The 24,906-nt window shown below is 44.2% G+C and carries 23 protein-coding genes; 9 read left to right on the top strand and 14 right to left on the bottom strand.

What is annotated here, in order from left to right; all coding sequences use genetic code 11:
• Window positions 1-18 precede the first annotated feature (18 nt).
• From AAW31_RS11405 to AAW31_RS21380, 8 genes are all read left to right on the top strand, one after another.
• Window positions 19-1,599, top strand: coding sequence for a type I restriction-modification system subunit M (locus tag AAW31_RS11405; RefSeq protein WP_046850316.1), 1,581 nt, complete (start codon window positions 19-21; stop codon window positions 1,597-1,599).
• Between the two features lie 188 nt (window positions 1,600-1,787).
• Complete coding sequence (locus AAW31_RS11400; protein ID WP_052752217.1) at window positions 1,788-3,194, top strand: amidohydrolase family protein; 1,407 nt, start codon at window positions 1,788-1,790, stop codon at window positions 3,192-3,194.
• Between the two features lie 561 nt (window positions 3,195-3,755).
• Window positions 3,756-4,874, top strand: coding sequence for a D-alanyl-D-alanine carboxypeptidase family protein (locus AAW31_RS11395; RefSeq protein ID WP_046851728.1), 1,119 nt, complete (start codon window positions 3,756-3,758; stop codon window positions 4,872-4,874).
• Between the two features lie 15 nt (window positions 4,875-4,889).
• Window positions 4,890-5,759, top strand: coding sequence for a D-amino acid aminotransferase (locus AAW31_RS11390; RefSeq protein WP_046850315.1), 870 nt, complete (start codon window positions 4,890-4,892; stop codon window positions 5,757-5,759).
• A gap of 32 nt (window positions 5,760-5,791) precedes the next feature.
• Complete coding sequence (locus tag AAW31_RS11385; protein WP_046850314.1) at window positions 5,792-6,058, top strand: HP0495 family protein; 267 nt, start codon at window positions 5,792-5,794, stop codon at window positions 6,056-6,058.
• 54 nt (window positions 6,059-6,112) lie between these two features.
• Complete coding sequence (gene lipB, locus AAW31_RS11380) at window positions 6,113-6,727, top strand: lipoyl(octanoyl) transferase LipB (RefSeq protein ID WP_046851727.1); 615 nt, start codon at window positions 6,113-6,115, stop codon at window positions 6,725-6,727.
• A gap of 4 nt (window positions 6,728-6,731) precedes the next feature.
• Window positions 6,732-7,676: a lipoyl synthase gene (gene lipA, locus AAW31_RS11375; protein WP_046850313.1), complete on the top strand. Its 945-nt coding sequence runs from the start codon at window positions 6,732-6,734 to the stop codon at window positions 7,674-7,676.
• A 1,198-nt stretch (window positions 7,677-8,874) separates the two neighbouring features.
• Window positions 8,875-9,141 carry a hypothetical protein gene (locus tag AAW31_RS21380; protein WP_158441499.1) on the top strand — a complete coding sequence of 89 codons (267 nt, stop codon included), beginning with the start codon at window positions 8,875-8,877 and terminating at the stop codon, window positions 9,139-9,141.
• Window positions 9,142-9,356: 215 nt separating this feature from the next.
• Here the strand turns inward: AAW31_RS21380 and AAW31_RS11365 are convergent, their stop codons facing one another.
• The 3 genes from AAW31_RS11365 to AAW31_RS11355 all read right to left on the bottom strand — a co-directional run bounded on the left by AAW31_RS11365 (window position 9,357) and on the right by AAW31_RS11355 (window position 14,399).
• Window positions 9,357-11,405 (bottom strand): amylo-alpha-1,6-glucosidase, encoded by a 2,049-nt coding sequence (locus tag AAW31_RS11365; RefSeq protein WP_052752216.1) that lies wholly within the window; start codon window positions 11,403-11,405, stop codon window positions 9,357-9,359.
• A 35-nt stretch (window positions 11,406-11,440) separates the two neighbouring features.
• Window positions 11,441-13,375, bottom strand: coding sequence for a malto-oligosyltrehalose trehalohydrolase (treZ, locus tag AAW31_RS11360; protein WP_082110429.1), 1,935 nt, complete (start codon window positions 13,373-13,375; stop codon window positions 11,441-11,443).
• Between the two features lie 517 nt (window positions 13,376-13,892).
• Entirely contained in the window at window positions 13,893-14,399 is a 507-nt protein-coding gene (locus AAW31_RS11355) for a DUF2726 domain-containing protein (RefSeq protein ID WP_046850311.1), read from the bottom strand.
• 698 nt (window positions 14,400-15,097) lie between these two features.
• Between AAW31_RS11355 and AAW31_RS11350 the strand changes: the two genes are divergently transcribed.
• Window positions 15,098-16,081, top strand: coding sequence for a malate dehydrogenase (locus AAW31_RS11350; RefSeq protein WP_046850310.1), 984 nt, complete (start codon window positions 15,098-15,100; stop codon window positions 16,079-16,081).
• 7 nt (window positions 16,082-16,088) lie between these two features.
• Here the strand turns inward: AAW31_RS11350 and AAW31_RS11345 are convergent, their stop codons facing one another.
• The 11 genes from AAW31_RS11345 to truB all read right to left on the bottom strand — a co-directional run bounded on the left by AAW31_RS11345 (window position 16,089) and on the right by truB (window position 24,871).
• The gene (locus tag AAW31_RS11345) at window positions 16,089-16,553 is read right to left on the bottom strand and encodes a peroxiredoxin (RefSeq protein WP_046850309.1); all 465 of its coding nucleotides are present in this window, start codon (window positions 16,551-16,553) and stop codon (window positions 16,089-16,091) included.
• A gap of 39 nt (window positions 16,554-16,592) precedes the next feature.
• Window positions 16,593-17,930 (bottom strand): c-type cytochrome biogenesis protein CcmI, encoded by a 1,338-nt coding sequence (gene ccmI / locus AAW31_RS11340; protein ID WP_046850308.1) that lies wholly within the window; start codon window positions 17,928-17,930, stop codon window positions 16,593-16,595.
• A gap of 2 nt (window positions 17,931-17,932) precedes the next feature.
• Window positions 17,933-18,466, bottom strand: a complete 534-nt coding sequence (locus AAW31_RS11335; protein WP_082110428.1) for a cytochrome c-type biogenesis protein — start codon at window positions 18,464-18,466, stop codon at window positions 17,933-17,935.
• Window positions 18,467-18,471: 5 nt separating this feature from the next.
• Window positions 18,472-18,996, bottom strand: coding sequence for a DsbE family thiol:disulfide interchange protein (locus AAW31_RS11330; protein WP_046850307.1), 525 nt, complete (start codon window positions 18,994-18,996; stop codon window positions 18,472-18,474).
• Window positions 18,993-21,035, bottom strand: coding sequence for a heme lyase CcmF/NrfE family subunit (locus tag AAW31_RS11325; protein ID WP_046850306.1), 2,043 nt, complete (start codon window positions 21,033-21,035; stop codon window positions 18,993-18,995). The genes AAW31_RS11330 and AAW31_RS11325 overlap by 4 nt, the downstream gene beginning before the upstream one ends.
• A 62-nt stretch (window positions 21,036-21,097) precedes the next feature.
• A complete protein-coding gene (gene ccmE / locus AAW31_RS11320) occupies window positions 21,098-21,547 on the bottom strand; it encodes a cytochrome c maturation protein CcmE (RefSeq protein WP_046850305.1) in 450 nt (149 codons plus the stop codon).
• Window positions 21,531-21,728, bottom strand: coding sequence for a heme exporter protein CcmD (gene ccmD / locus AAW31_RS11315; protein WP_046850304.1), 198 nt, complete (start codon window positions 21,726-21,728; stop codon window positions 21,531-21,533). The genes ccmE and ccmD overlap by 17 nt, the downstream gene beginning before the upstream one ends.
• Window positions 21,725-22,465: a heme ABC transporter permease CcmC gene (gene ccmC / locus AAW31_RS11310; RefSeq protein ID WP_046850303.1), complete on the bottom strand. Its 741-nt coding sequence runs from the start codon at window positions 22,463-22,465 to the stop codon at window positions 21,725-21,727. The genes ccmD and ccmC overlap by 4 nt, the downstream gene beginning before the upstream one ends.
• Window positions 22,466-22,499: 34 nt before the next feature.
• The gene (gene ccmB, locus AAW31_RS11305) at window positions 22,500-23,159 is read right to left on the bottom strand and encodes a heme exporter protein CcmB (protein ID WP_046850302.1); all 660 of its coding nucleotides are present in this window, start codon (window positions 23,157-23,159) and stop codon (window positions 22,500-22,502) included.
• 1 nt (window position 23,160) lies between these two features.
• Entirely contained in the window at window positions 23,161-23,775 is a 615-nt protein-coding gene (gene ccmA, locus AAW31_RS11300) for a cytochrome c biogenesis heme-transporting ATPase CcmA (RefSeq protein ID WP_046850301.1), read from the bottom strand.
• Between the two features lie 190 nt (window positions 23,776-23,965).
• A complete protein-coding gene (truB, locus tag AAW31_RS11295; RefSeq protein ID WP_309567622.1) occupies window positions 23,966-24,871 on the bottom strand; it encodes a tRNA pseudouridine(55) synthase TruB in 906 nt (301 codons plus the stop codon).
• Window positions 24,872-24,906 lie beyond the last annotated feature (35 nt).

The raw sequence follows: 24,906 nt of genomic DNA, 5'->3' as shown, positions 1-24,906 counted from the left end.
CAGGATTAAGCATCAAGAATGAATACATCTTCCATCGTCCAAAAACTCTGGAATTACTGCAACGTGCTGCGCGACGACGGCATGTCGTATGGTGATTATGTCGAACAGCTTACCTATCTGCTATTTCTCAAGATGGCCGATGAGCGCACCAAAGCACCATACCACCAAAAGAGTCCCGTACCTGAAGGTTATGACTGGCTGAGTCTGATTAAAAAAGACGGTGACGAGCTGTTCGACCACTACCGCCACACTCTTGAAGCGCTGGGCAATCAGAAAGGCTTGCTCGGGCTGATTTTTAATAAATCACAAAATAAATTCCAAGACCCAGCCAAGCTACGCCGGTTGATCGTGGATCTGATCGACAAGGAAAGTTGGGTGTCGATGAGTGCCGACGTGAAGGGCGATGCCTACGAGGGCCTGCTGGAAAAGAACGCGCAGGACACCAAGTCCGGTGCCGGTCAGTATTTCACCCCACGTCCACTGATACAGGCCATTGTCGACGTTATGGTCCCGAAGCTCGGCGAGACCGTGAGTGACCCGGCCTGCGGTACCGGCGGCTTTCTGCTAGCGGCGCACGATTACGTGGTGAAGCACAATCCGCACATGACAAAGGATCAGCGCAAGCAGCTCAAGGAAGAAACCTTCAAGGGCTGGGAGCTGGTACAGGCCACGGCGCGGCTATGCGCCATGAACATGCTGCTACATGGTATCGGCAGCCAGGAGTTCGAACCCATTGTAGTGTCTGACTCGCTAGCCGCCGACCCCGGCGACCGCTTCGACCTGGTGGTCACCAATCCGCCGTTCGGCAAGAAGAGCAGTACTACCATCGTGGGCGAGGATGGCAAGGCGAGCCGTGAGCGCGACATCGTCGAGCGCGGCGATTTCTGGACGACCACCTCGAACAAGCAGCTCAACTTCGTTCAGCACGTCAAAACCCTGCTCAAGCAGAACGGTCGCGCTGCTGTGGTGGTGCCGGATAATGTGCTGTTCGAAGGCGGGGCGGGTGAGACCATCCGCCGCAAACTGCTGCATGAGTGCGATGTGCATACCTTGCTGCGCTTGCCGACCGGTTTGTTTTACGCGCAGGGAGTGAAAGCAAATGTACTGTTTTTCGACAAGAAGCCTGCTTCTGAGACGCCTTGGACTAAAAAACTGTGGATTTACGACTTGCGCACTAACATGCATTTCACGCTGAAAACGAATCCTTTGAAGCGGGCAGATCTGGATGAGTTTGTGAAATGCTTCAAACCTGAGAACAGGTTTAACCGTACACCCACGTGGTGTCCAGAAATGGATTCCGGCTCGGAGGCCGGAATGACGGTGAAAGGGAAGAAGAGAGGTAATGCCCCTCACCCCAACCCAGAAGGAGAGGGAGTAAACGGTCGCTGGCGTGCCTTTGATTATGAGGAGCTGATCAAGCGCGACAAGATCAACCTGGATATTTTCTGGCTGAAGGATGAATCTTTGTCGGATTCAGACAATCTGCCAGCGCCGGATGTGATTGCACAGGAGATTGTAGAGGATCTGGAGGCAGCCCTAGAACAGTTTCGTGAGATTCTCAATGATGTCGATGTTTTCTCAAAAGGGGAAGGACTATGATGTGGCCAACTTCTACATTACTGTGTCGTAACTGTGACCATCCTCATAATTGATCTGGCTATGGCTTATTAGGAAGCGGTGCTGGGACGGTTCAGAAGTTGGGTTGACTAGGAGGTATACGATAAAAGCGGATCATAAGCTCATAAATACATCCAAATTGTTAGGTAATCTCACATCAACGGCTAGAGATGAGTGAAATGATATTGAAATATAAGCGCTGGTATTCTGTGATTCTGGGTTCCTTCATGCTGAGCGTTGTAGTGGGTTCCTTCTGTGCATTGGCACAAGCGGCACCTTCAAAGACTCTGATTCGTGGCGCTGCCCTTATCTTCACCATGGATTCTACGATAGGCACAGGTGAGTTAGGAATTGTCGAGAATGCCGATATTTTGCTGAATGGAGACAAGATCGCTCAGGTAGGTAAAAACTTGCAGGAGAGTGGTGCTCAGGTTGTGGATGCGACGGGCAAAATTGTCATGCCTGGTTTTGTTGACGTGCATAATCACTTATGGCAATCACTCATCCGTGGCTGTGGCACTGACAAAAACCTCATTGGCTGGCTAGATGCTTGTGTGTTCCCACTGTTTAATCCTAGTATTACGCTTACTGAAACCGAGGCTTACGCTGGAGTTAGGCTCAGTACCCTGGATCTGATTAACACAGGAATCACCACAACGGTCGACTGGTCGCATGCCTTTACACCCCAGTTCGTACGGGGGAATATTCGTGCCCTCAGTGACTCTGGATTGCGGTTTGTGTTCGCGCATCTTGGTACCGCTGATCCTACCAGCATAGCTGACATGAAGCTTGTCAAGCAGACAATGATTGACCCCAATCCCAGAGCCACTTTTCAAGTGGCTTCACACCCTTCGGAGGCATTTCGATCCGATCTTATTGCAATGTCTAAGCTGGCCAAGGAATTGGGCGTAAAACTGCATGTGCATTTGCTTGAGAACATTGCGCAACGTGAAGATAAAGCATTTGATGTGCTAAAAGAGGCTAATGCACTGGGGCCAGATCTGCTTGGAGCTCATGGGATACACCTCACTGATCAAGAAATTAATATCCTGGCTGAACATGATGTGCGTATCTTGCATAATCCGCTTAGTAACATGCGACTAGCTTCTGGGGTCATCCGCTTGCCTGAGCTGAAACAGGCTGGTGTTCAAGTAGGTCTAGGCATTGATGGTGGAACGAATGACACGAGTGATATGTTTAACGACATGCGCGCTGCACTGGGGTTGCAACGCGCCATATCGCTTCAAGCTGGCATATTTCCTCGGGTTGCTGACGTGCTGCGTATGGCCACGGTGGATGGAGCCAAGCTGTTGGATATGTTTGATCGCATTGGCTCCCTGACACCTGGTAAAAAAGCCGACTTAATTATCATCAATCCGGGAAATATCAACTTTGCTCCGAGCTTTGATTGGGTCAATCAGATCGTTTTTAACGGCCAGCCTGTGAATGTTGAGTGGGTATTTGTCGACGGACAATCCTTGAAAAGAAAAGGAGAACTGGTGGACGTGGATCCTGAGAGCATTATGGAAGCGGCGCAGAAGGCTGCCACTCGAATCAGACGCGATTTATTACCATGAAAATAGTACAGAAAAAAGAGCTAAAGTAGTTAGCGGGACATAGTCTTGCCATGCTACTGACCAATCCACCTTTCGGTAAGAGAGCAGACGCATGCGTGCACATACCTTGCTGCGGTTGCCGTCCGGATTGTTTTATATCCAAGAGATGAAGGACAATATGTTGTTTCTTTGGCAAGAAACCTGCCGATGAAATCCTCCGGGCCAAGAGAATCCGTACTGTCTTTATTTTGCCATTCAGGTAGCGTTAATCTTCATTCCTCTATAGTAGTGCATCGCATCAGAGAATTTGAGATGACAGCCAATATTATTTGTTATCATACCCTTTTTGTATTTCAAAACTGCAGCTATGGATAGTCAAATCCAATCCGCGTTTACTCATGATTTAAGCTGGATATTCGTGAATTTCTTAGATTACTCAAGCAAGTTTCCTCTTCTCTCCAGTTATTCACCAAGAAATATTGTGTTGTTCCCTGTCTGACAAATTAAATTAAAAAATCCGTTCGATGTAGTCAGTTTATGAATTTTGATGAGCAAGCTATAATGAAATTTTTACGTATTCTTATGAAGAGCATTCTTTGGTTAGTGCTATGTTTGGCAGTATTTCCTGTTTTTGCACAGCAGCCTACCTTGTCTGTCGCAGCAAAATCTTACATACTCGTTGATTTTCACACCGGTAAAACACTGATCAGTCAAAATGAGCATGAGCGCCTTGAGCCAGCCTCACTAACTAAGCTGATGACAGCTTATGTGATTTTTTCCGAGCTAAAGCAGAACCGTATCAAATTGGATCAAGTGGTTCCCGTTTCTAAAGCAGCCTGGAAAATGGTGGGTTCTCGCATGTTTATTCAACCCAATAAGCCGGTAACGGTGGATGAATTGATTCGTGGCATGATCGTGCAATCCGGAAATGATGCCTGTGTTGCGCTGGCCGAACTGATTGCGGGTTCTGAAGATATGTTTGCCCATAAGATGAATGAGGAAGCGGCTCGTTTGGGAATGATCAATACGAATTTCACCAATTCGACTGGATTGTCCCATCCCAAACATTACAGCACGGCACACGATCTTGCATTGTTGTCGGCCGCTATTATTCGTGAGTTTCCAGAGTTTTATCCTCTCTATTCACTGCGTGAGTATACCTACAATGGCATTACTCAACCCAATCGTAATCGATTGCTGTGGGTGGATCCTACGGTAGATGGCATGAAGACAGGCTGGACGGTGGCTGCTGGTTACTGTTTGATTACGTCATCCCAACGGGATGAGCGCAGGTTGATTTCAGTCGTGATGGGAACTGCCTCAGCTAATGCACGTTCCAAGGAAAGTCAACGTTTATTGAATTACGGCTATCAGTTCTTTGATACGGCGCATCCCTATAAAAAGGATCAGGAAATTACTGCTCTGCAAATCTGGAAAGGGGCACAGAATACGCTCAAGGTAGGGTTTGATCGTGATATCTATTTTACCTTGCCCAAAGGGCAGGCTGAAAAAATAAAGGCTAAAATGGAATATAAGCAACCCGTGATTGCCCCTATCAATCAAGGGCAAGAAGTGGGTACCGTTAAATTCAGCCTGGGTGATCAGGAAATCGCAGCTTATCCACTCGTTTCCCTGGAAACGATAGGTGAAGCCGGTATTTTTGGGCGCGCCTGGGATAGCCTCCATATGCTCTTTAATTAATTCCTGGAAAAAAATATGATTTACCTTAATGGTAAGTTTATGCCGATTGAAGAGGCTTATGTACCGGTACTAGACCGAGGATTCATTTTTGGTGATGGGGTTTATGAAGTCATCCCGGTCTACTCGCGCAAGCCATTTCGCCTCAAAGAGCACCTGGCTCGCTTGCAACATAGCCTGAATGGCATCCGGCTTAACAATCCCCACACGAATGAACAATGGCATACTCTTATCGGGCAGATCATTGCCGGTAATGCTGCTGATGATCAATATCTCTATCTGCATATCACGCGCGGGGTAGCCAAGCGTGATCATGCATTTCCGGCGGGTGTTTCTCCTACTGTGTTCATGATGAGCAACCCATTGTTAGTTCCACCCCAGGAGCTATTGTTGACGGGTGTGCCGGCCATTACTGCTTCCGATAATCGGTGGGGGAGATGCGATATCAAGGCTATCTCATTGCTGCCGAATGTCTTGCTGCGTCAACTGGCGATTGATGCGGGGGCTATGGAGACCATTCTTGTGCGTGACGGCTTTTTAACTGAAGGTGCCGCCAGTAATATTTTTATCGTAAAAAATAATGTATTGTTAACCCCCCCCAAGAGCCATTTGATGTTGCCAGGGATAACGTATGATGTCGTGCTGGAATTAGCTCAAGCCCACGCCATTCCCCATGAGGTAAGAGAAATCGCAGAAGGGGAGCTTCGTACAGCGGATGAAGTGCTGCTGACTTCTTCCACCAGAGAAGTCATGCCAATTGTATCACTTGATGGGAAAGCCATTGGGGATGGCAAACCAGGAGCTATGTTCAAGCAACTTAACCAGCTTTATCAGCAATATAAGGCAAGTACGATGCGTGCTGGAAATTCTGCCGTTTTATCAGAATAGTGAGTTTCGGGATATAAACGGTTACACAGACTATGACAGAGCAGCCTTCGCTTATTGAATATCCTTGTGACTTTCCCATCAAGATTATGGGTCGAGCACAGCAGGGATTTACTGAAACGGTACTGAATATTGTCAAAACTCATGCACCAGATTTTGAGGAAAGTGCACTGGAAGTAAGAGCGAGCAAGAATGGTAACTATTTATGTATAACCTGTACGATTTGGGCGGTTTCACGCGCGCAACTTGATGCACTCTATCAGGAGCTTCATGATCACCCCATGGTCATGCTGGTATTTTGAAGTTCCCATAAAGTGGAAAATTTACGGTTTAGGCCAGAACAGGTATCGTTGGCCATGAAAATAAGAGAGCTGGGTACGGTAGATTATCTCGTAACCTGGCATGCTATGAAGGAGTTTACCGCTCATCGTACTGAGTATACACCTGATGAAATCTGGCTGCTGCAGCACTCGCCAGTCTATACCCAGGGTATTGCCGGCAGACCGGAGCATTTGCTGTATCAGAATGATATCCCGATTATCCAAACCGACCGTGGCGGGCAAATTACTTTCCATGGTCCAGGACAGCTCATCACCTATTTATTACTTGATCTGCGCCGTTTGAAGCTGAATGTAAGGGAGTTAGTCAGAAAGATGGAGAGGGCTGTGATAGACTTGCTACAAGAATATCACGTGCATGCAGAGGGCCGCGTAGATGCGCCGGGCGTTTATGTAAGTAATGCCAAGATTGCCTCATTAGGATTAAAAATTAAAAATGGTTGTTGCTACCATGGTATTGCATTGAATGTAGACATGGATTTAACCCCTTTTTCTGCAATCAATCCATGCGGTTATGCGGGGATGCGTGTCACCCAGACAAAAAATCTGGGCATTGATGATGAAATGGAAGTGCTAGGCCTGAAAATGATCAAAAAACTACAATTAAAACTTGCTGAAGGGAGTAATATCTAACGCCATGACCACTGATAGGCACGAAAGAGGGATTGCTAAAACAGCGCGCAATCCAATCAAAATAACTGCTCAACAGCCTAGTGAGATACTGCGCAAGCCATCATGGATACGGGTACGCTCATCTAATAGTCAGACTTATACCGAAGTTAAACGCTTGCTGCGGGAGCATAAATTGCATACGGTGTGTGAGGAAGCTTCCTGTCCTAATATTGGCGAATGCTTTGGTAAAGGAACGGCCACTTTTATGATTTTGGGCGATCTTTGTACCCGGCGTTGTCCTTTCTGTGATGTGGCGCATGGCAGACCCTTACCACCTGATGCTGAAGAGCCATTACATCTGGCAAAATCTATCGCAGCATTGAAGCTTAAATATGTCGTGATCACCAGTGTGGATCGTGATGATTTGCGCGATGGTGGAGCACAACACTTTGTCGATTGCGTGCGTGAGATCCGGGCTCATTCTCCACTGACTAAAATTGAACTTCTAGTGCCGGATTTTCGTGGCAGATTGTCGGTTGCGTTGGAAAAATTATCTGCGTGTCCTCCCGATGTGCTCAATCATAACCTTGAAACAGTGCCACGTTTATATAAGCAATGCCGACCGGGTGCCGATTATGCGCATTCGTTAAAATTGCTGAAAGATTTTAAAGCTGCTTTTCCAGCTATTCCTACTAAATCCGGTTTAATGTTAGGACTGGGAGAAACCGATAGTGAAATTATTGAGGTGTTACGAGATTTGCGTGAACATAATGTCGATATGCTCACCATCGGCCAATACCTACAACCCAGCATCGGACACTTGCCTGTCATGCGGTATGTATCACCCGAAGGCTTCAAGGAGTTTGAGCGTATAGCCATAGAAATGGGCTTCAGTAACGCTGCCTGTGGTCCCATGGTGCGTTCCAGTTATCATGCCGATCAACAAGCACATGAAGTAGGGGTGAAATAGCTTTTTGACTGCGTTCGATATAATACTTTGATTGGAAGGCCTGAGTAGACCTAATAGAATACTTGGGTATATTAAATCATGTGAGTAGGGGCTATATAAAAAATTAGCAACACATCGAAAAGACGGTGCACAGCAGGAAGGTGATTTATAAACTAAGCTCTGCACCGTTAAAAATGGAGAAAGCTATGAAAGAAAACCGGTACACAGCAGCTTAGGGGAGAGAGAGAAGAACATTAGCAGTTGTGTACCGTAATCCCGTATACCAGGATTACTTGTTATGACTTAGTATTTCCAAGAAAGTTTAAATATAGCTGTAAATAAAGGAGTTAAAGGAGACTTAAACGCAACCTAAAACACATCATGCGCGGTTCCTTAAACGGAGTGAGAAGTGCAAAATCACGTTTTTGATTGCTGACATAAACCGCAGCGTTTCGCGCTTCATAAAAGCTTAAGAGGTGTGAACTCATAGCTTGCTATACTTTATCTTTTTTATACCCCTCTTAGCGCTATATTTCGGCTATAAACTGCGCTTAAATGTAATTGATAAAACCCCACCTGAAATAATCAAAGACAATCAAAGACAATCAAAGCCAACGAGAAGCCGGAGCAAATAACCAAGGAATCATCAAAGAAAAAAGAGAGGTGCCAGTAAGGCCTTAGGAGACGGCCTTAGGAAGAAGGAAAAACGCTGGCACCGAAGAAGCTACACAAAAAAGATACTATGTATTGACTATTATACGGTTCAGTATTACGCCCTTATGACATCCTTGCGACATACACATCCTCTTGATTCATTCTCTAAACTCTAAAATATTGGGAGATTCCTTCGAGGTTTTGCTGGAGGCAAAACTTTATAGCGTTTACTGGTTTATTCGAGCCACTCGTAAGCCATCTAAGCGTCGTAAATATTATCGATATGCTGAGGTCGAGAAAAACGCCTAATTGACTTAAGTGTCGATCGGGGACTACGTTTGCTTTGCCATCATCTGGCTAACTGAAAAACCATTTCACGGAAAGAAGCCTAATAACCTATAAATAATACTGCGTATAATGTATATTATGTTAAATAGAAGATTAAAATATAGCGGAAAGAAATATACCTAAAAAGTATAAGCAATCCCGGAATTAGCCATTAGGCTTTTAAGGTTGCATGTTAATGGCGATGCATCAGGCAAAGATTGGCCTGGTTAACTTACACATGTCAAAGCTTAATTATTTTTTTGCAGCCATCGCTCTGCAGCTTTTAGCACATTCACGACAAACTCTTGCGCAATCACTCATACCTATTTTTTCACAATTGCTGGCACAGGCCTCGCAAACATCAGCGCATACTCTACAGAGCTGGTGGCTAAAAGGCGAATGGATCAGCATAAGATTGACTGAAGTCTGGCAAACTTCAGCGCAACTCATCATCAGGCGGAAATGGTCTGGTACAACATGCTCACCGCCTGATTCAAGACAGTGATTCATCGCTTCATGCAAGCACATTTGATAACATTAATTACAGGCTTCTACACATTCTTTCATTTTGGGATCAGTCAAATGAGTCATAGTAGTACCTCTTAAATGTGTGATTAACCCATTTCTAAATTCCGATACGACTTCGATGCCGCTTAGGATCACCTCTGTGTGCCAAAGGAAGGAGCAAGCGAATTTTTCCCTGAACCTATTTAACTTTATTCAACCAACAGTCGCTTCTTTAGTCTTTTGCCAGACTCGCAGTACTTCTGCTACACTCCAGGCCTGTGCGATGCAGCCACGGGGATAATAAGGGGGATCCGCGTCAAAAATCTCGCTTATAGTACCAATGCCTTCATCAAGGAGGTGTGCTCTAAATCCCTCGAGCATCTGGCGACCCATGGTAAGGTTTCCGTGAGTTTTAAGCCATGCGTCGAGGAAGGGGCCGATCAACCAAGCCCAGACCGTGCCTTGGTGATAGGCTGCATCTCTTGCGCGAAGATCGCCGAAATACGTACCTTTGTAATTCCGATGGGCTGGATCCAGGCTTCTCAACCCTACATGAGTCAACAATCGGCCTGCTATTACATCGAGCACCGGGCGCCATTTCGCTTCTTCTAAAATAGGATGAGGAAGTGAGATGGCCAGGATCTGGTTCGGACGCAGGCTGTTGTCATCACCCTGCTCTCCGTCAATGACATCCAATAAGTATCCCAAATCATGATCCCAGAAACGGCGATTGAATGCCTGCGCCGCGTGGCTGGCCATGCCTGTCCACCGCTCAGAAGAATTACCCACCACTGACCCCCAATCGGCCATACAGCGCAGCGCGTTATACCAGAGCGCCTGGATTTCAACCGGCTTACCGCGCCTAGGCGTTACGACCCAATCGCCTACCTTGGCGTCCATCCAAGTCAGTTGATAGCCCTCTGCACCAGCATGCAGAAGCCCGTCATGTTCGTCAACCTTGATGCCGAAGTGTGTTCCCTTCACATGGTGGTCGATTATAGAGATCAACACGGGATACAGTGTCAATAACGTTTCGCGGTCACCGGTTATCTGGTAATAACGGTCCAGAGCATGGAAATACCATAATGTAGCGTCCACTGTATGGTAGAGGGCTTGACGTTTTCCTTCCGGAAAGAGATTTGGCAACAGGCCATCTCGTACATATTGACCAAACGTTCGCAGAATAGATCGAGCTTCTCGGTAACGGCCGGTACAAAGAGTTAACCCTTCGAGACTGATCATAGTATCGCGTCCCCAATCAGTAAACCAGTGATACCCGGCGATAACCGTGCAGGGTTCGTCAGCGGATGCGTGCGGCGCGTGCACGTCAACGCGAGATGCGGGAATAACGATGAATTGGTCTGCTGCCAACGTCAGCCATCGTTCCATATTGTCCTTTTCTGATTCATCGATGTGCACCAGTAAGGCACTCAGCCGCTGAGCTTCTGCGTCGATGATGTCCTGCGCTTCATATTCAAGCCGGTCCCAGGATTCGGTACTGGCCACGAATGACACAGGTTGGCCCTGTGTCAGCTCGACGGTGAAATAGCCAGGGCTTGACAAGTCCTCGACGTATTCGGATCCCCGATCCCGATCAACGCGGTAACAAACACCGCGACTTGTGACTGTGTCCATCCTAAAGCTAAATTGCTGCTTTGGCGATCTGACGCACATGCGTAATGGTGGAACATCTTCGCAAAGCCAGAGTTCAAAGCGTCCATCAAGGAGAGTTGGCGGAAAGGCCGGCTGGCAACTTTCACTGATCTGTGCGCTGAGTGTGCGGAAGGTCAGGAATGGCCGGAGCCGGAGCTGCAGCGGTTCACCCTCGAGCAAACGATACTCCACATATACCGAGTTGTCACCGTGGGGCATGATGATGCGCTTTTCCAAGCGCCGTCCCTTGGCTGCTATGCGCCAGACCGGCGTCTGCCATTCGCGGCAGAATTCTGTGAGCAGTCGCGGGAGGTCGCTCACCAACCGTCCATCTTCATATTCTATCCCGCTGATGAGCAGAGACTCTCCGTCGGTAATGATTTCTTCGTCAAGTCGGGGAATCAGAACCGTTCGCCCCCAAGGTGCCGGCAGATCCGGTATGAACAGCCCATGATAACGTCGCGTCGGAGCCCCCAGCAATGTCGAGGAGGCATAGCCACCGAGCCCGTTCGTTACTAACCATTCCTTGGTAAGAAAGGTATTGATGTTGGGTAGCTGATCATGTGGAATGGTTAATATGATGGGATCACTACGTACTGTCGTATTCATCACCACGTTATTTAACTCCTCTTCTTAATACTGCGTTAATCGACTCTGGCTTCACCTGGTACGGCAGTATATAGGGCCGCAGACTCTGCGGGTAACCTCCAGCCCTGCTCAGTCAAGGGCTCAATGACACCCGGACCTCCGTAACAAGGGGCGTCACTCGACCAGACGAATGACCAGGAACGCCCGGCAGGAGGAGCTATCAGGGGCTCCGGCGCAGGTTGATAGAGCAGATCAGCCCCTAGATTGATGAGTAGCAGGCGGTCGTTCCCATCATGTCCCATGTACCGCAAAAGAAATGCCCAAGGGCTTAATACGGCCCCATCGGTTGCCTCTCGCGCTTGTTGCGCAATCACCGAATCCTCGCGTCGGAGGCGAAGGAGATCCCGATGCAAGGCGTACCACTCGGCATGGTGCTCTCGCTCGGACAGGTTCAGACGCGAACGATCATAGACTGAGGGATCGGAGGGGTCGACGATCGCTGCTTGTGCAGCCGGTGAGCCATAACTGGGAAATTGCGCGAGAAATTCCTTGCGGCCCTGATAGATATCCTCGGCCAATTTGCCGGGAGGAAAATCGACAAAGTAGTGGAAGGGAGTGGAGGCTCCGAACTCTTGCCCCATGAAGAGCATGGGGGTTTGCGGAGCAAGTAGCAGCAGCGTGGTCAAGGCACGACAAACACCCGGACTAGTCTTGGTATGCAGCCGATCCGCCCGCAACTGATTGGCAACCTGATCATGATTTTGCAGAAAAAATACGAATGCTTCGGCTGGTTCATGCGACACCATAGTGCCTCTTGGTTTTTTTTGCCACTGGTACCGCTGGCCCTGGTAGAGAAACCCGCGCTTCACACAGGAGATCAATTCCTGCGGTGAGCCGCGGTAATCAGTGAAATAGCCTTCGCTGCGACCAGTAGCAGCCACGCGAGTCGTGTGATGAAAGTCTTCACTCCACACGGCATCGAGCCCCCACCCACCCTGCGCGATCGGTTGAATGGTCCGCACCCACTGAGCTTCGCATTCAGCCACCAGAATGATCGACCGTGTGCCTGCCACCTTTCTGGCCGTCTGAGATAGCTCAGCAATGATATGCATGGGGCTGGCATCCTGAAAGGCATGGACCGCATCCAGGCGTAACCCATCCAGGTGATATTCCTCGATCCAATAACAGGCGTTATTAACAAAAAATTCCCGCACCTCCCGTGATCCGGGCCCGTCAAAGTTGATCGCCTGGCCCCATTCATTGTTATAGCGGTCGGTGAAATACTCATCGCTGAACTCCGGGAGGTAATTACCATCCGGTCCTAGATGGTTGTATACAACGTCGAGAATGACACCAAGCCCCCGTTGGTGGGCCTCGTCCACAAAGCGTTTCAACGCCTCGGGATCACCGTAGACATGGGAAGGTGCGTAAAGCCCGACTCCGTCATAACCCCAATTCCATCGTCCTGGAAACTCCGCCACCGGCATTACTTCAATGACCGTGATCCCGAGATCTTTCAAGGCATCCAATTGAGTGATGGCAGAGTCAAATGTGCCGCCTGGGGTGAAGGTTCCTACATGCATTTCGTAGATGACTTGCCCTCTCATCCTGACTCCTGGCCAACCTTGGTCTCTCCATGCATAGGCACCAGAATCTACGATTAATGAAGGTCCGTGAGGACCCTGTGGTTGAAATCGTGAACAGGGATCTGGATGACATTGCTCTCCATCCAATCGATAGCGATATGTCATGCCCGCCGAAGCATTTGGAACCAACCCCGACCAATAGCCGTTAGAATCTTTGGTGAGAGGATATCCTTGCTCGTTCTCTTCGAGTATTACCTCAACCTTAGCCGGCTTGGGTGCCCAGCAACGAAACCATACCCCCTCCTGACTAACCCATGCCCCAAGATGCACCCTTTCGGCTGAGTGGTTGGAGAGGTCAAACCCTTCCTTATTCGATATTTCGGTTAACTTAGAGCAACTATTCATAGTACTCTCCCAAGGTTTGGCTGACTATTTTCAGCCAGGTTTCTGGCAATCCGAAATGCAGCAGAATGAGTACAAACCGCTTTTAGACAGAAAAGTGCGTATCAAATTTAGCTGCTCTGGCCGTTCTTGACTCATATACAGTACTTGAATACATTCCGTCGAGTTAGGCAGCCTCAAAATACAATAGTACCGCAACTTATTGCATTGTCCGCACAAGTAGTATTTATCTCGTTTTTTACCTAAAGCATAAGAGAGTAAACACTCTTTGCTAAACTTAATTATACTTAATCAAATATTTTTATCAAACACGGTGCTGAATGGTCAAAAGGTTATACGCTTCTGCTTGAAGTAGTAATAAAATTGGAATGATGATTAATTCATCATCTGTATACCATAAAGAAAAGTGTAGCTATAACGAGGTGCTGACAATAAATTGTAATGTAGCTTATATCACGTTTGCTGAATCAGGTTTTCTTAAGCAGGCTTATGTGGTATTTATTGCATTAAGATTATTTTCTCATAGCTCATCGTGAGAAGAATTTAGAGAAGCCGTTATTTTATTTTTAATAGCTGAAATTTGATAGCTGGCTTTAACATTAAAGCGGATCAATGTTAAATCAGCGTTTCTACATATATTTTCAACAAGTGAATCTCTATGAATCGTTTTTTCTTTTAAATGGCTTTTATCATCAAGTTCAATAACTGCTACAACTGACAAAGTATCTTTAGTGCAAAGTACATAATCAAAATGCTTACTAGCCATTTTATTAAAAGCTATTTGCCTGACACTATTATTTGAGGCCTTTTTAATCCCGACAACATCTGCAATACGTACTTTACCAAAAACTAAATATTGATTGGACACAGCTTGGGAAAGTACTCCAAAAAAAGACCTTTCGGCAGGAGTAAATAAAGCTTTAGTATGGTAATAGACGCGATCGCTTTTTTTATAAAAGATTTTTAATAAAAGGATTAAAACAAAACAGCTAGCAAAACCGATGATAATAATATTTTGTAATTCCATTTAGATACGCTAGTCCCGAATGATTATTACTGTACTCTTGTAAATCAAAATTAACTTTGTCGGCTTCACCTTGTTGCCATATTAATTTTTATACTGTCTGCGTCTCGCCTTTGCGTCATTTTTGATTTGGAAATAGAATAACTTCTTCCTCATCTAAATATGGCTTTATTAATTACTATACCTGTACCTTAGTACGCCTGTACCTTAGTACAATTGCTAACATCATAGAGAAAGTTGGATACTTTAACTGTAGTATTCTTAAGTTGCTAATGTGGTTTTGTTGAATGCATTTCTATAAACTGAATCATATTTGTAACTCATTTGTAGCTCCTTTATTGATTGATAGGAAATTGGCGGTGTACTTTTGCAAGCCGCTACCTCCATAGCTTGCATCTGTACACCGTGTTTTTTAAATTACTACTGATCAGGCTGTCTGGGCTTGATAACTACCTTTTCAAAGTTTAATTTATTCTTAGTTTGTCTAGTTAAGGAGAGCTATTTCGATTCATTTTCTGACGAGTTTGTAAATAATTCAAGTAAACGATAAATTCAGTTTTAAACATGCAAAGTTTTCGAATTAAATTATTATCCTAAATCTGAGAGTAAGGATAGCAGACTCCTAGTATAATAAAGAGAGTGTATTTATAAATCCTCAATTTTTTTATTATGAGTGATAACCTCCTTTGATGAGCTAAAGAATGAAACCTCCTGTTAGCATTGCGATCACAGGTGCAGCCGGTCATATTGGTTATAGCCTGTTATTCCGGATAGCGGCTGGTGATTTGCTGGGTAATGATCAGCCTATTATCTTACATCTCCTTGACCTCCCTCAGTCTCAACATGTTCTTGATGGTGTAGTCATGGAATTGTATGACTGTGCCTTTCCTCTTTTGAAAAATGTCATCACAACAGATGATCCGTTAGTTGCTTTCAATGAGGTGGATATCGCTATTTTAGTGGGCGCCCGCCCCCGCACTAAAGGAATGGAGCGAAAAGAGCTACTCACCGTAAATGCAGAAATATTCAGCACTCAAGGTAAAGCCCTTGATAAAGTTGCAAATCGTAATGTAAAAGTACTGATTGTTGGCAATCCAACCAATACTAATACTTATATTACAATGAAAAATGCCCCTAACTTATCACCCGGTAATTTTTCTGCCATGCTTAGACTTGATCATAATCGCGCCTTGTATCAAGTAGCAGCAAAATTAAAGGAGTCAGTATCAAGCATCAGCAAAATGATTATTTGGGGTAATCATTCTTCTACACAGTTTCCTGACCTCAGTCATGCTGAAATCAATGGCAAGAAGGTCATCCATCTTATTAAGGATCAATCCTGGATAGAGGATTATTTTATTCCTACCGTTCAGAATCGTGGTGCCGCAGTAATTGAAGCAAGAGGGTTATCGAGTGCAGGCAGCGCTGCTAATGCAATAATTAATCATCTTCACGACTGGATCATTGGTACAAGAGAACATGATTGGGTCACAATGGGAATTCCTTCTGATGGAAGCTATAGAATTCAAGAGGGGGTAATTTATGGCTTCCCTGTCACTTGTAAGAATGGCGATTACACGATTGTTCAAGGGTTAGAAATAAATGAAATATCTCAAGCAAAGATGCTTACTACCTATAAAGAGCTTTTAGAAGAAAAAAACGCAATCAAGCATCTATTGCCTTAAATTTTATTTAACTTTTTTCTAGTTCCTTAATAACCGAAAGAACTTCTTCAGCATGGCTGGGTACTTTCACTCCACGCCATTCTTTTTGTAATATCCCTTTGGTATCAACTACAAAAGTACTGCGCTCTATACCTCGTACTTGCTTGCCATACATGTTTTTCATCTTAATGACACCATAAAGTTCACATACGGTTTCATCTGGATCACTCAGCAAATCAAAAGGCAATGATAATTTTTCCTTAAAACTGTCATGAGACTTTATGCTATCTCGTGAAATCCCAACAATTTCACAATTGAGCTCTTTAAATCTAGCATAGAGATCTCGAAATTGCAGACTCTCATCGGTACAGCCTGGTGTATCATCCTTAGGGTAAAAATAAATCACGATATTCTTACCCAAAGAGGCTGATAGGCGAAATGTTTTCTCACCAGTAGCCTTAAGTTCAAAATCTGGAGCTGGTTCAAGTATCATTGGAGTAGTTAAAATCTCGTATTTAACAAGAGGCTGGTATTAGGGAATTACTTGATCAATCACCACGGCAATATCTTTATCACCCAGTTTTACCGGTTTGCTAAACCCTTCTAAATCACCACTGGCTGGAACAGCCTGGCCTGATTTTGTTATCCTTCCACCTATGACTACTTCTGGAAAACTAGACATCTTCATGGTAGGCGTCATCGCCATATCATCATTTAATGTAAAGGTAGTGGGTAAATCCTTTACAGTCAGTTTTAAAATCGCCAATGGCATTTTAGGCCCAGTTTTAGCTCGTGCAAAAACAAACACTGTATCATTTGGGGATACCTTACTAGCTAATGCAGGGCTAAGCGAAACGGTTCCAGTGATGGTAGCTGCTTTGGCAGTGTTATCCGATTTATCAGATTGTGATTGCTGGTTTTTCTCAACAGGCAAATCTGTATCGATATTTGAATTTTTTGCTAACTGCATTGGAGCTGAGTCTTTCCCTTCGCTCGCCAGTGACTTTGCCTGAGCAATACTCTCATTGACGGATTGAGCCAATTGTGAATCAGCTGGAATAACACTCAACAATTTCTCCCAAAAAGCTGCAGCCTGATCATATTTTTTTTGTTCAAATTCAACCGTACCTGCTAGTGCAAGTGCTTTTGGATAATTCGGATCGATCTTAAGTGCTTGATTAATTAATTCAGCAGGTTTGCCTATCAAACTTCCGTTATTTGTCATGGCAAGTACATCTGCATAATCACTCAACAATTGTGCACTATCAGGGATTATTTCGGTTAATTTAGCATAAGTTGCACTGGCTTCCTGATATTGACCCATAATAGCGTAGGTTCTGCCTAGCATTACCCAGCCTTCTATATCTCCTGGATTTTCTTTTAGACGAGCAACCAAATTATCCACAACAGATTTAATTTCGCTATGGCTAGATGGCATTCCTGCCATGTCCTGTGCGTGAGATTGCGTTACACTGGCTAACTGAGATTGTGGTAGTAAACCTCGTGTATCACCCAGAACCATATATAACGATATTGCAGTTAAAGGAACTGCAAATATAACTACAACTGACGTCACAACCCCCTGACCTTTTATCATGGAAGAAGTTGCCGGGTTTTTTGATGATGTTGCCAAATCTTGCAACATTCTTTTTTGTAATTCCTGCTTACTTTTTTCGTATTGCTCCTTAGATAAAATATCATTACGTAAATCGTTATCCAATTCTGCAAGCTGGTCACGATAAATCGCAATATTCGCAGTTTCCCGCTCTAATAGCTCAATCTTATCTTGTCTTTTCCTCAACAAAGTGGGAAGAACAAACATTAATGCAGCAACAATAAAAATTCCAGCAACAACCCAAAAAGAAGTCATACTTATTCCTTATTAGTTTTATTTATTAAAGCTTCGGCCTCTAAGCGCTGACTTTCCGATAGTGGAAAATCTTCCAATTGTGTGCGACGCCGTCTTAAATAAATAAATAAACCTATTGTTGCCCCCAAAAATAAAATAAGTGGGCCAAACCATAACAACAGTGTGGTAGTTTTGAATGGTGGGTTATAAAGAACAAAGTCACCATAACGGGCAACTAAAAAATCGATGATTTCTTCGTCACTTTTATTTGCTTTCATCTGCTCTCGCATTTCTCGCCTTAAATCATTGGCAAAATCAGCACGAGAGCCAGCGAGAGATTCATTTTGGCATACCAGACAACGTAGATTTTCTGATAAGTTAATCAAGCGTTTTTCCAGTACGGGATCTTCTGCAACCGGTACCGCTTCATTAGCAAAGCTAATCAATGGTACCAACGCCACAAAGAGAACAGCAATAAGCTGTTTTATAAATGTAGAATAATGATCAATACGGTTTTGCAATATAAAACTATTTGCTGCTACTTCAAATTTATACATCGAATTTATCCTTGCAACTCTTTTATCAGTGGAAGAATTTTATCTTCCAGCGATTTTACTGTCACAGGTCCAATATGTTTGTAACGTATTATTCCCTGCTTATCAATGATATATGTTTCAGGGACACCATACACGCCATAATCAATACCCACTCTCCCATCGGCATCAACGATACTGATTGTATAAGGGTCACCATATTGCTTAAGCCATTGTATGGCGGTATCTCGCTGATCTTTGTAGTTCAGCCCATATATCGGTACTATTTTTGCTTTCGCTAATTGTACAAGCAAAGGATGCTCATCACGGCAAGCGACACACCAGGAAGCCCAGACATTCAACAACCATACTTTCCCCAGATTATCTTGCGACATTAGAGTTTTATCTGGATCATGCAAATGATGCAGCTGAAATACAGGTGCGGGTTTGTCCACAAGAGGGGACGGTACCTGCCGTGGATTCAATGTCAAGCCAACCCCAAGAAATACAACTAAAACAGAGAATATCGCAAGCGGCAATAAGAACCGGGTCATACTTTTCTTACCTCCGGCACAATAATTGGCTCTGCTTCTGTAGGTGTTGCACCTTTATTACTTTCAGCAGTCGTTTCTGAGGTAATTTCAGTTTTGCTTTTTTTGCGTATGCCGTAACGATAACGACGATCAGTAACAGATAAAACTCCACCTAATGCCATCAAGAAACATCCCAACCATATCCAATCTACAAAAGGCTTATGATAGACACGGACTATCCAGGCATTATTATCTAGAGGTTCACCTAATGCGACGTATAAGTCACGGAATAAACCAGTATCAATGGCAGCTTCAGTCATGGCCATACCCGAAGCATTGTAGGTTCTTTTTTCTGGATATAGCTTCCTAATCTGCTTATCATTCTTCAGAACATCGATATCACCTTCAATTGATTTGTAATTAGGCCCAGTTAAGTTTTTTGTCCCATTAAAACGGAAGGTATATCCGCCAATTGAAACAGTATTACCGATTTCCATACGAACATCTTTTTCAGTTTCATAACCATTGACTAGCGTGACGCCGACGATAAAAACGGCTATACCTAAATGCGCACAATGCATCCCATAGTAGCTACGAGATTGTCGGGATAACTTGCTAAATAACCCACTCTCCCCACTGTTTTGTAAACGGTGTTTGATATTGACAAAAATGCTGGCAATAATCCAGAAAGCTAATAACAAACCAAAGCTAACAAGCGGTTTCCATTCACTCATCAAAAAAGGCGCGATTAATGCGGAAACTAAACTCACGGCAAAAGCCCAGCGCAAACGAATTGCCAGGGACGGTAAACTTGCTTGTTTCCATTTGGCAATGGGTCCCACTCCAATCAGAAAAACAGCGGGTGCCATTAACGGTACAAAGATAGCCTCAAAATAGGGAGGCCCAACTGATATCTTCCCAAGCCCCAATGCATCAACAAGTAATGGATAAAGTGTGCCCAGCATGACGCTGCCAGCAGCAACCAGCAACAATACATTATTGGCAAGAAGCATGGTCTCGCGCGAAACAAGTTGAAAGCTTCCTCCTAAACCCACTTTGGGTGCCCGCCAGGCAAACAGCGCTAAAGAGAAACCTATTATTACTACCAAATAAACTAGGATGAATATGCCACGTGCAGGATCTGTCGCGAAGGCGTGAACGGATGTAAGCACACCAGAGCGAACCAGGAATGTTCCGAGTAAACTCAATGAAAATGCAATGATTGCAAGCAACACAGTCCAGCTTTTGAAGCTGCCACGTTTTTCCGTAACGGCAAGAGAATGCACGAGGGCGGTACCCACTAACCAAGGCATAAAGGAAGCATTTTCAACTGGATCCCAGAACCACCATCCCCCCCAGCCCAATTCATAATAAGCCCACCAACTACCAATCATAATACCGATAGTCAAGAATACCCATGCAGCCGTTGTCCAAGGCCGCGACCAGCGGGCCCAGGCAGCATCTAACTGGCCACTGAGGAGAGCGGCAATAGCGAACGCAAAGGCTACCGAGAAGCCAACATATCCCATATAAAGCATGGGAGGATGCATTACCATACCAGGGTCTTGAAGCAAGGGGTTCAAATCACTCCCTTCAAACGCTGCCGGTAAAAGACGATCAAATGGATTGGAAGTAAATAGCAAGAATAATATAAATCCCACACTAACCAGACCTAGCACACCTAAAACTCTCGCTACCATATCGTCTGGTAATTGACGACTAAATACACTGACTGCAACTGACCACCCTGCCAACAGCAATACCCATAGCAGCAATGATCCTTCATGCGATCCCCAGGTAGCAGCAAATCGGAAATGCAGCGGCAATTCCGAATTAGAATGAGAAGCTACATTGTGCACAGAAAAATCGTTGTTAACAAAAGAGTAAGCCAAGCAGCCAAATGCAATGGCAATAAATACGAATTGACCTTGTACAACCGGGCGAGCCAAAGCAATCCATGAAGGAATACCGCGAGCGGCACCAATAAGAGGCAACGTTCCTTGAATCAAAGCTAATAACATCGCAAGTATTAGCGCAAAATTACCAAGTTCTGGAATCATGTTGAAATGCTATCCCTTAAAAAATTATCTGAGATTAAGAAATTGTCGATAAAAGCTTTTTCTTATTGAACTAATGAGGCTTTCTGAGCTTTGGCTGCTTGTTCTAGTGCGCTTGCAGCCTCAGGTGGCATGTAATTTTCATCATGTTTGGCAAGAACTTCATCTGCATAAAAAATACCATCCTCCGTTATTTTCCCTTGTGCTACCACACCCTTACCCTCTTTGAACAAATCAGGTAGTATCCCGGTATATACGACTTTTATTGTTTCTGCAGTATCTGTTACGGCAAAGTTGACAGTCGTGCTACTGCCTTGGCGCTTTAAACTGCCCTCTTCTACAATTCCACCAATTCTAAAATTTTTGCCTATAGGAGCTTCTTTGGCTACAACCTGGCTTGGACTAAAGAAAAAAACCAGATTACTCTGAAAAACATTCAATACTAAAATAGCAGCAAAAGTTAGCGCAGTAACACTTGCGGCGATAATAGCTATTTTTTTATGACGTGGTTTCATTCTTTTTCTCTCTCATATTTAATTCGTTTCTCTGACCAGGATATTGTTGCAAAGTTCGCTGGCGATTTAATAAAATCCAAATTTCGCCTGCGATACAAATAAACGATACCAGATATGAGCCCCAGACATAGAATCCATATCCACCCATTGAAAAAAATTCTGACCAGCTGTTCCAATTCATCGTGTCATTCCCTTTAATTCTGCTACCCATGCTGTATGACGCTCACGCTCCAATATAATAGTGCGCGCTCGCATCAATATCATGGCAATGGAGTACATCCATGCGGCAAGTGCCATAATTAACATTCCTGCAAGCATTGCTGTAGCCATTTTGGGTGATTGAGCAATACTGACGGAGGCGCCTTGATGTAATGTATTCCACCATTGAACTGAGAAATAAATAATAGGTATATTAACTACCCCTACTAATGCGATAATTGCACCAGCTTTATCTGCTCGCCGTGGATCATCAATAGCTGCCTGGAGCGACATAAATCCAATATAAAGAAAAAATAAGATTAATTCTGAAGTAAGTCGAGCATCCCATACCCACCATGTTCCCCACATTGGCTTACCCCACCACGCTCCTGTCCATAATGCAATAAAGGTGAACATGGCTCCTGTTGGCGCGATAGCTGTCGCCATCATCGATGAAAGACGCGTATTAAAAGCAAGACCAACTCCCGCCCAAAATGCCATAACTACATAGAGAAACATTGACATCCAGGCAGCTGGCACGTGAATAAAAATAATACGATACGCTTCACCTTGTTGAAAATCAGTCGGTGCTACAAAAAAACCAATATAAAGACCAATAATTAACAACGCTATAGCGGCAATAGAAAAATACGGAATCATTTTACCTGCCAGAAAATAAAAACTTGCAGGTGAAGCATATTTATACCAGTTTATCGACATATTAGATTTTTGTTTATAAGTTTTTAGTTGAATGTTATTCCATTGAAATCCTGAGGGAGGCTGCTGTTGCCCACGGCGCAAAAACTAAGGATACGAGCAAGAAAGCACCAAGTAATGAGAAATGCGCCTCGAATCCCAGGCCTGCGGTACTGGCTTCGACTGCGCCCGCTCCAAAAATAAGAACAGGAATATATAAAGGCAGTACTAATAAGGATACTAATACCCCGCCTCCTCTTAGCCCTAAAGTAAGCGCCGCACCTATAGCACCAATTAAACTCAGTATAGGAGTGCCCAATAATAATGATAATGTCAATACTACCAGCGCGCTGAAAGGTAAATCATATTGAATACCCAATACTGGAGCCATCAATACGAGTGGAACTCCTGTGATTAGCCAGTGTGACAACATTTTTCCTAGCACTAATAACGACAAGGATGTGGGTGAAAGCAATATCTGCTCTAGCGTTCCATCTAGATAATCGTTAGAGAACATACGTCCAAGTGAAAGCATTGACGCTAATAATGCCGCAACCCATACAATTCCCGGAGCCATGATGCGAAGTGTATTCATTTCTGGCCCCACCCCAAGTGGAAACAGACTTACTACAATAATAAAGAAAAATAATGTCGTTAATACATCAGCCTGCCGGCGCATGGCCAATAATAGATCTCGCCGAATTACCCAAGTCAACATATCAAGAAAGGTATAATTGATGCGTTACGGTAGCTCTAATATCAATTTCCTGATGCGTTGTCAGTATCACCATACCATCTTGAGCCAAATATTGCTCTATTATATTTTTAATGAATTCAATTGCGGACACATCCAATGCAGTTAAAGGTTCATCTAATATCCATAGCTTTGTATTCACTAATATCAAACGCGCCAATGCGACTCTCCGTTTTTGGCCTTGCGATAATACCTTAGCTAATAAGGTTTCACGTTCTTCTAAGCCGATTTTCTGCAAGGCTTGATAGGCTATCTTTTCATCAATGTCTACCCCAGCAAGCGCGCTTGTAATACGTAAATTTTCAATAGCGGTCAACTCATCTTTTACACCGCTCAAATGACCTAAATAGGTGATCATACTAAAATAATCTGCACCTAGAGATCGAATACTGGTGCCATTCCAATTAATCTCTCCTGAACTTGGAACAGTCAATCCGCATAACATTCTTAATAAGCTTGTCTTACCACTACCATTAGGCCCACGCACCTGCATCAATTCGCCAGGTTTGATAGAAAAATTGATTCCACTGAATAATACGCGATCGCCGCGCGCGCATTCCAGATTGCTGCCTTGCAACATAGTTAGCAATTAATTAAAACTAAATATTATAGCGTACTGAAATACCTTTGACACTTTGTGTTATGGAAAAAAATCCGGAAAATAATTGAACCTAAAACTAAAACTGCTTTTTTAGACTGCAAATACTCTTCATTTTATTACTTATAACTCCATACAGTTAGAAAATCATATTACTTAATAATATAATTTTCTAAATCTTATTCGATATAAGCCTTTTAGGCGCGATTGCTCCAGTTTCTGTTATTTCCCCTACCCCAAAAAATAATCCACTACTATCATATAGTTTAACGCGGGTTCCGCCTGACAAATCAATTTTATGTTTATTCCTTATCCATTGCCCTTGACATAAAAATAAAGATTCTGCTTCATTGAGCGTAATGGAGGGAAAATTCTGTAGGAGGCTATCTATAGGATATAAATAAGCATCATACTCAGAGGAGAAAGCACCCTGAAATTGATCGAGCTGATAAGCTTGTTGCAACCTAAAATTCCCAACCTGACTACGGCATAAACTTGTAAGATATGCCCCCCCCCATCCCAATGCCTTACCGATATCTTCAGCCAATGTACGTATATAGGTTCCTGTTCCACAATGAACCACAAGCGACATTTCATCCCCCATCCATGAGTCCAGATATAAATCATAGATAACAATATCCCGACTTTTTCTTTCAACTTCTTTACCCTTTCGCGCATAGTGATATAAAGGTTTCCCGTTAAATTTCAGTGCACTATACATAGGAGGTGTTTGTTTAACGTGCCCTTTAAAAGTCTGCAAAACTTCTTGTACTTGCAATAAACTCAGTTTTTCGTGATTCAACTTTGCGCTTACTGCTGCAATTATCTCCCCTTCTGCGTCGCCAGTAGAACTGAGATAACCCAGCTTCAGTGTGGCGTGATAGGTTTTATCTGCGTTCAATAACATGGCTGAGAATTTTGTGGCTTCGCCCAAGCAAATAGGCAGTAGACCAGAAGCCATGGGATCAAGTGTGCCAGTATGACCTGCCTTTGTAGCGCCGAAAAAACGCTTGATGATTTGTAGCGATTGATTAGATGTTAAACCAGAGGGTTTATTGAGTAATAAAACACCACTAATATTACGTTTAATAAGTTAACTTCCTGTAAGCTTTG

The organism is Nitrosomonas communis (genome assembly GCF_001007935.1).
Taxonomy (GTDB): domain Bacteria; phylum Pseudomonadota; class Gammaproteobacteria; order Burkholderiales; family Nitrosomonadaceae; genus Nitrosomonas; species Nitrosomonas communis.
The sequence above is the reverse complement of the archived record's forward strand: the minus strand, read 5'-3'. Positions and strand labels throughout refer to the sequence as shown.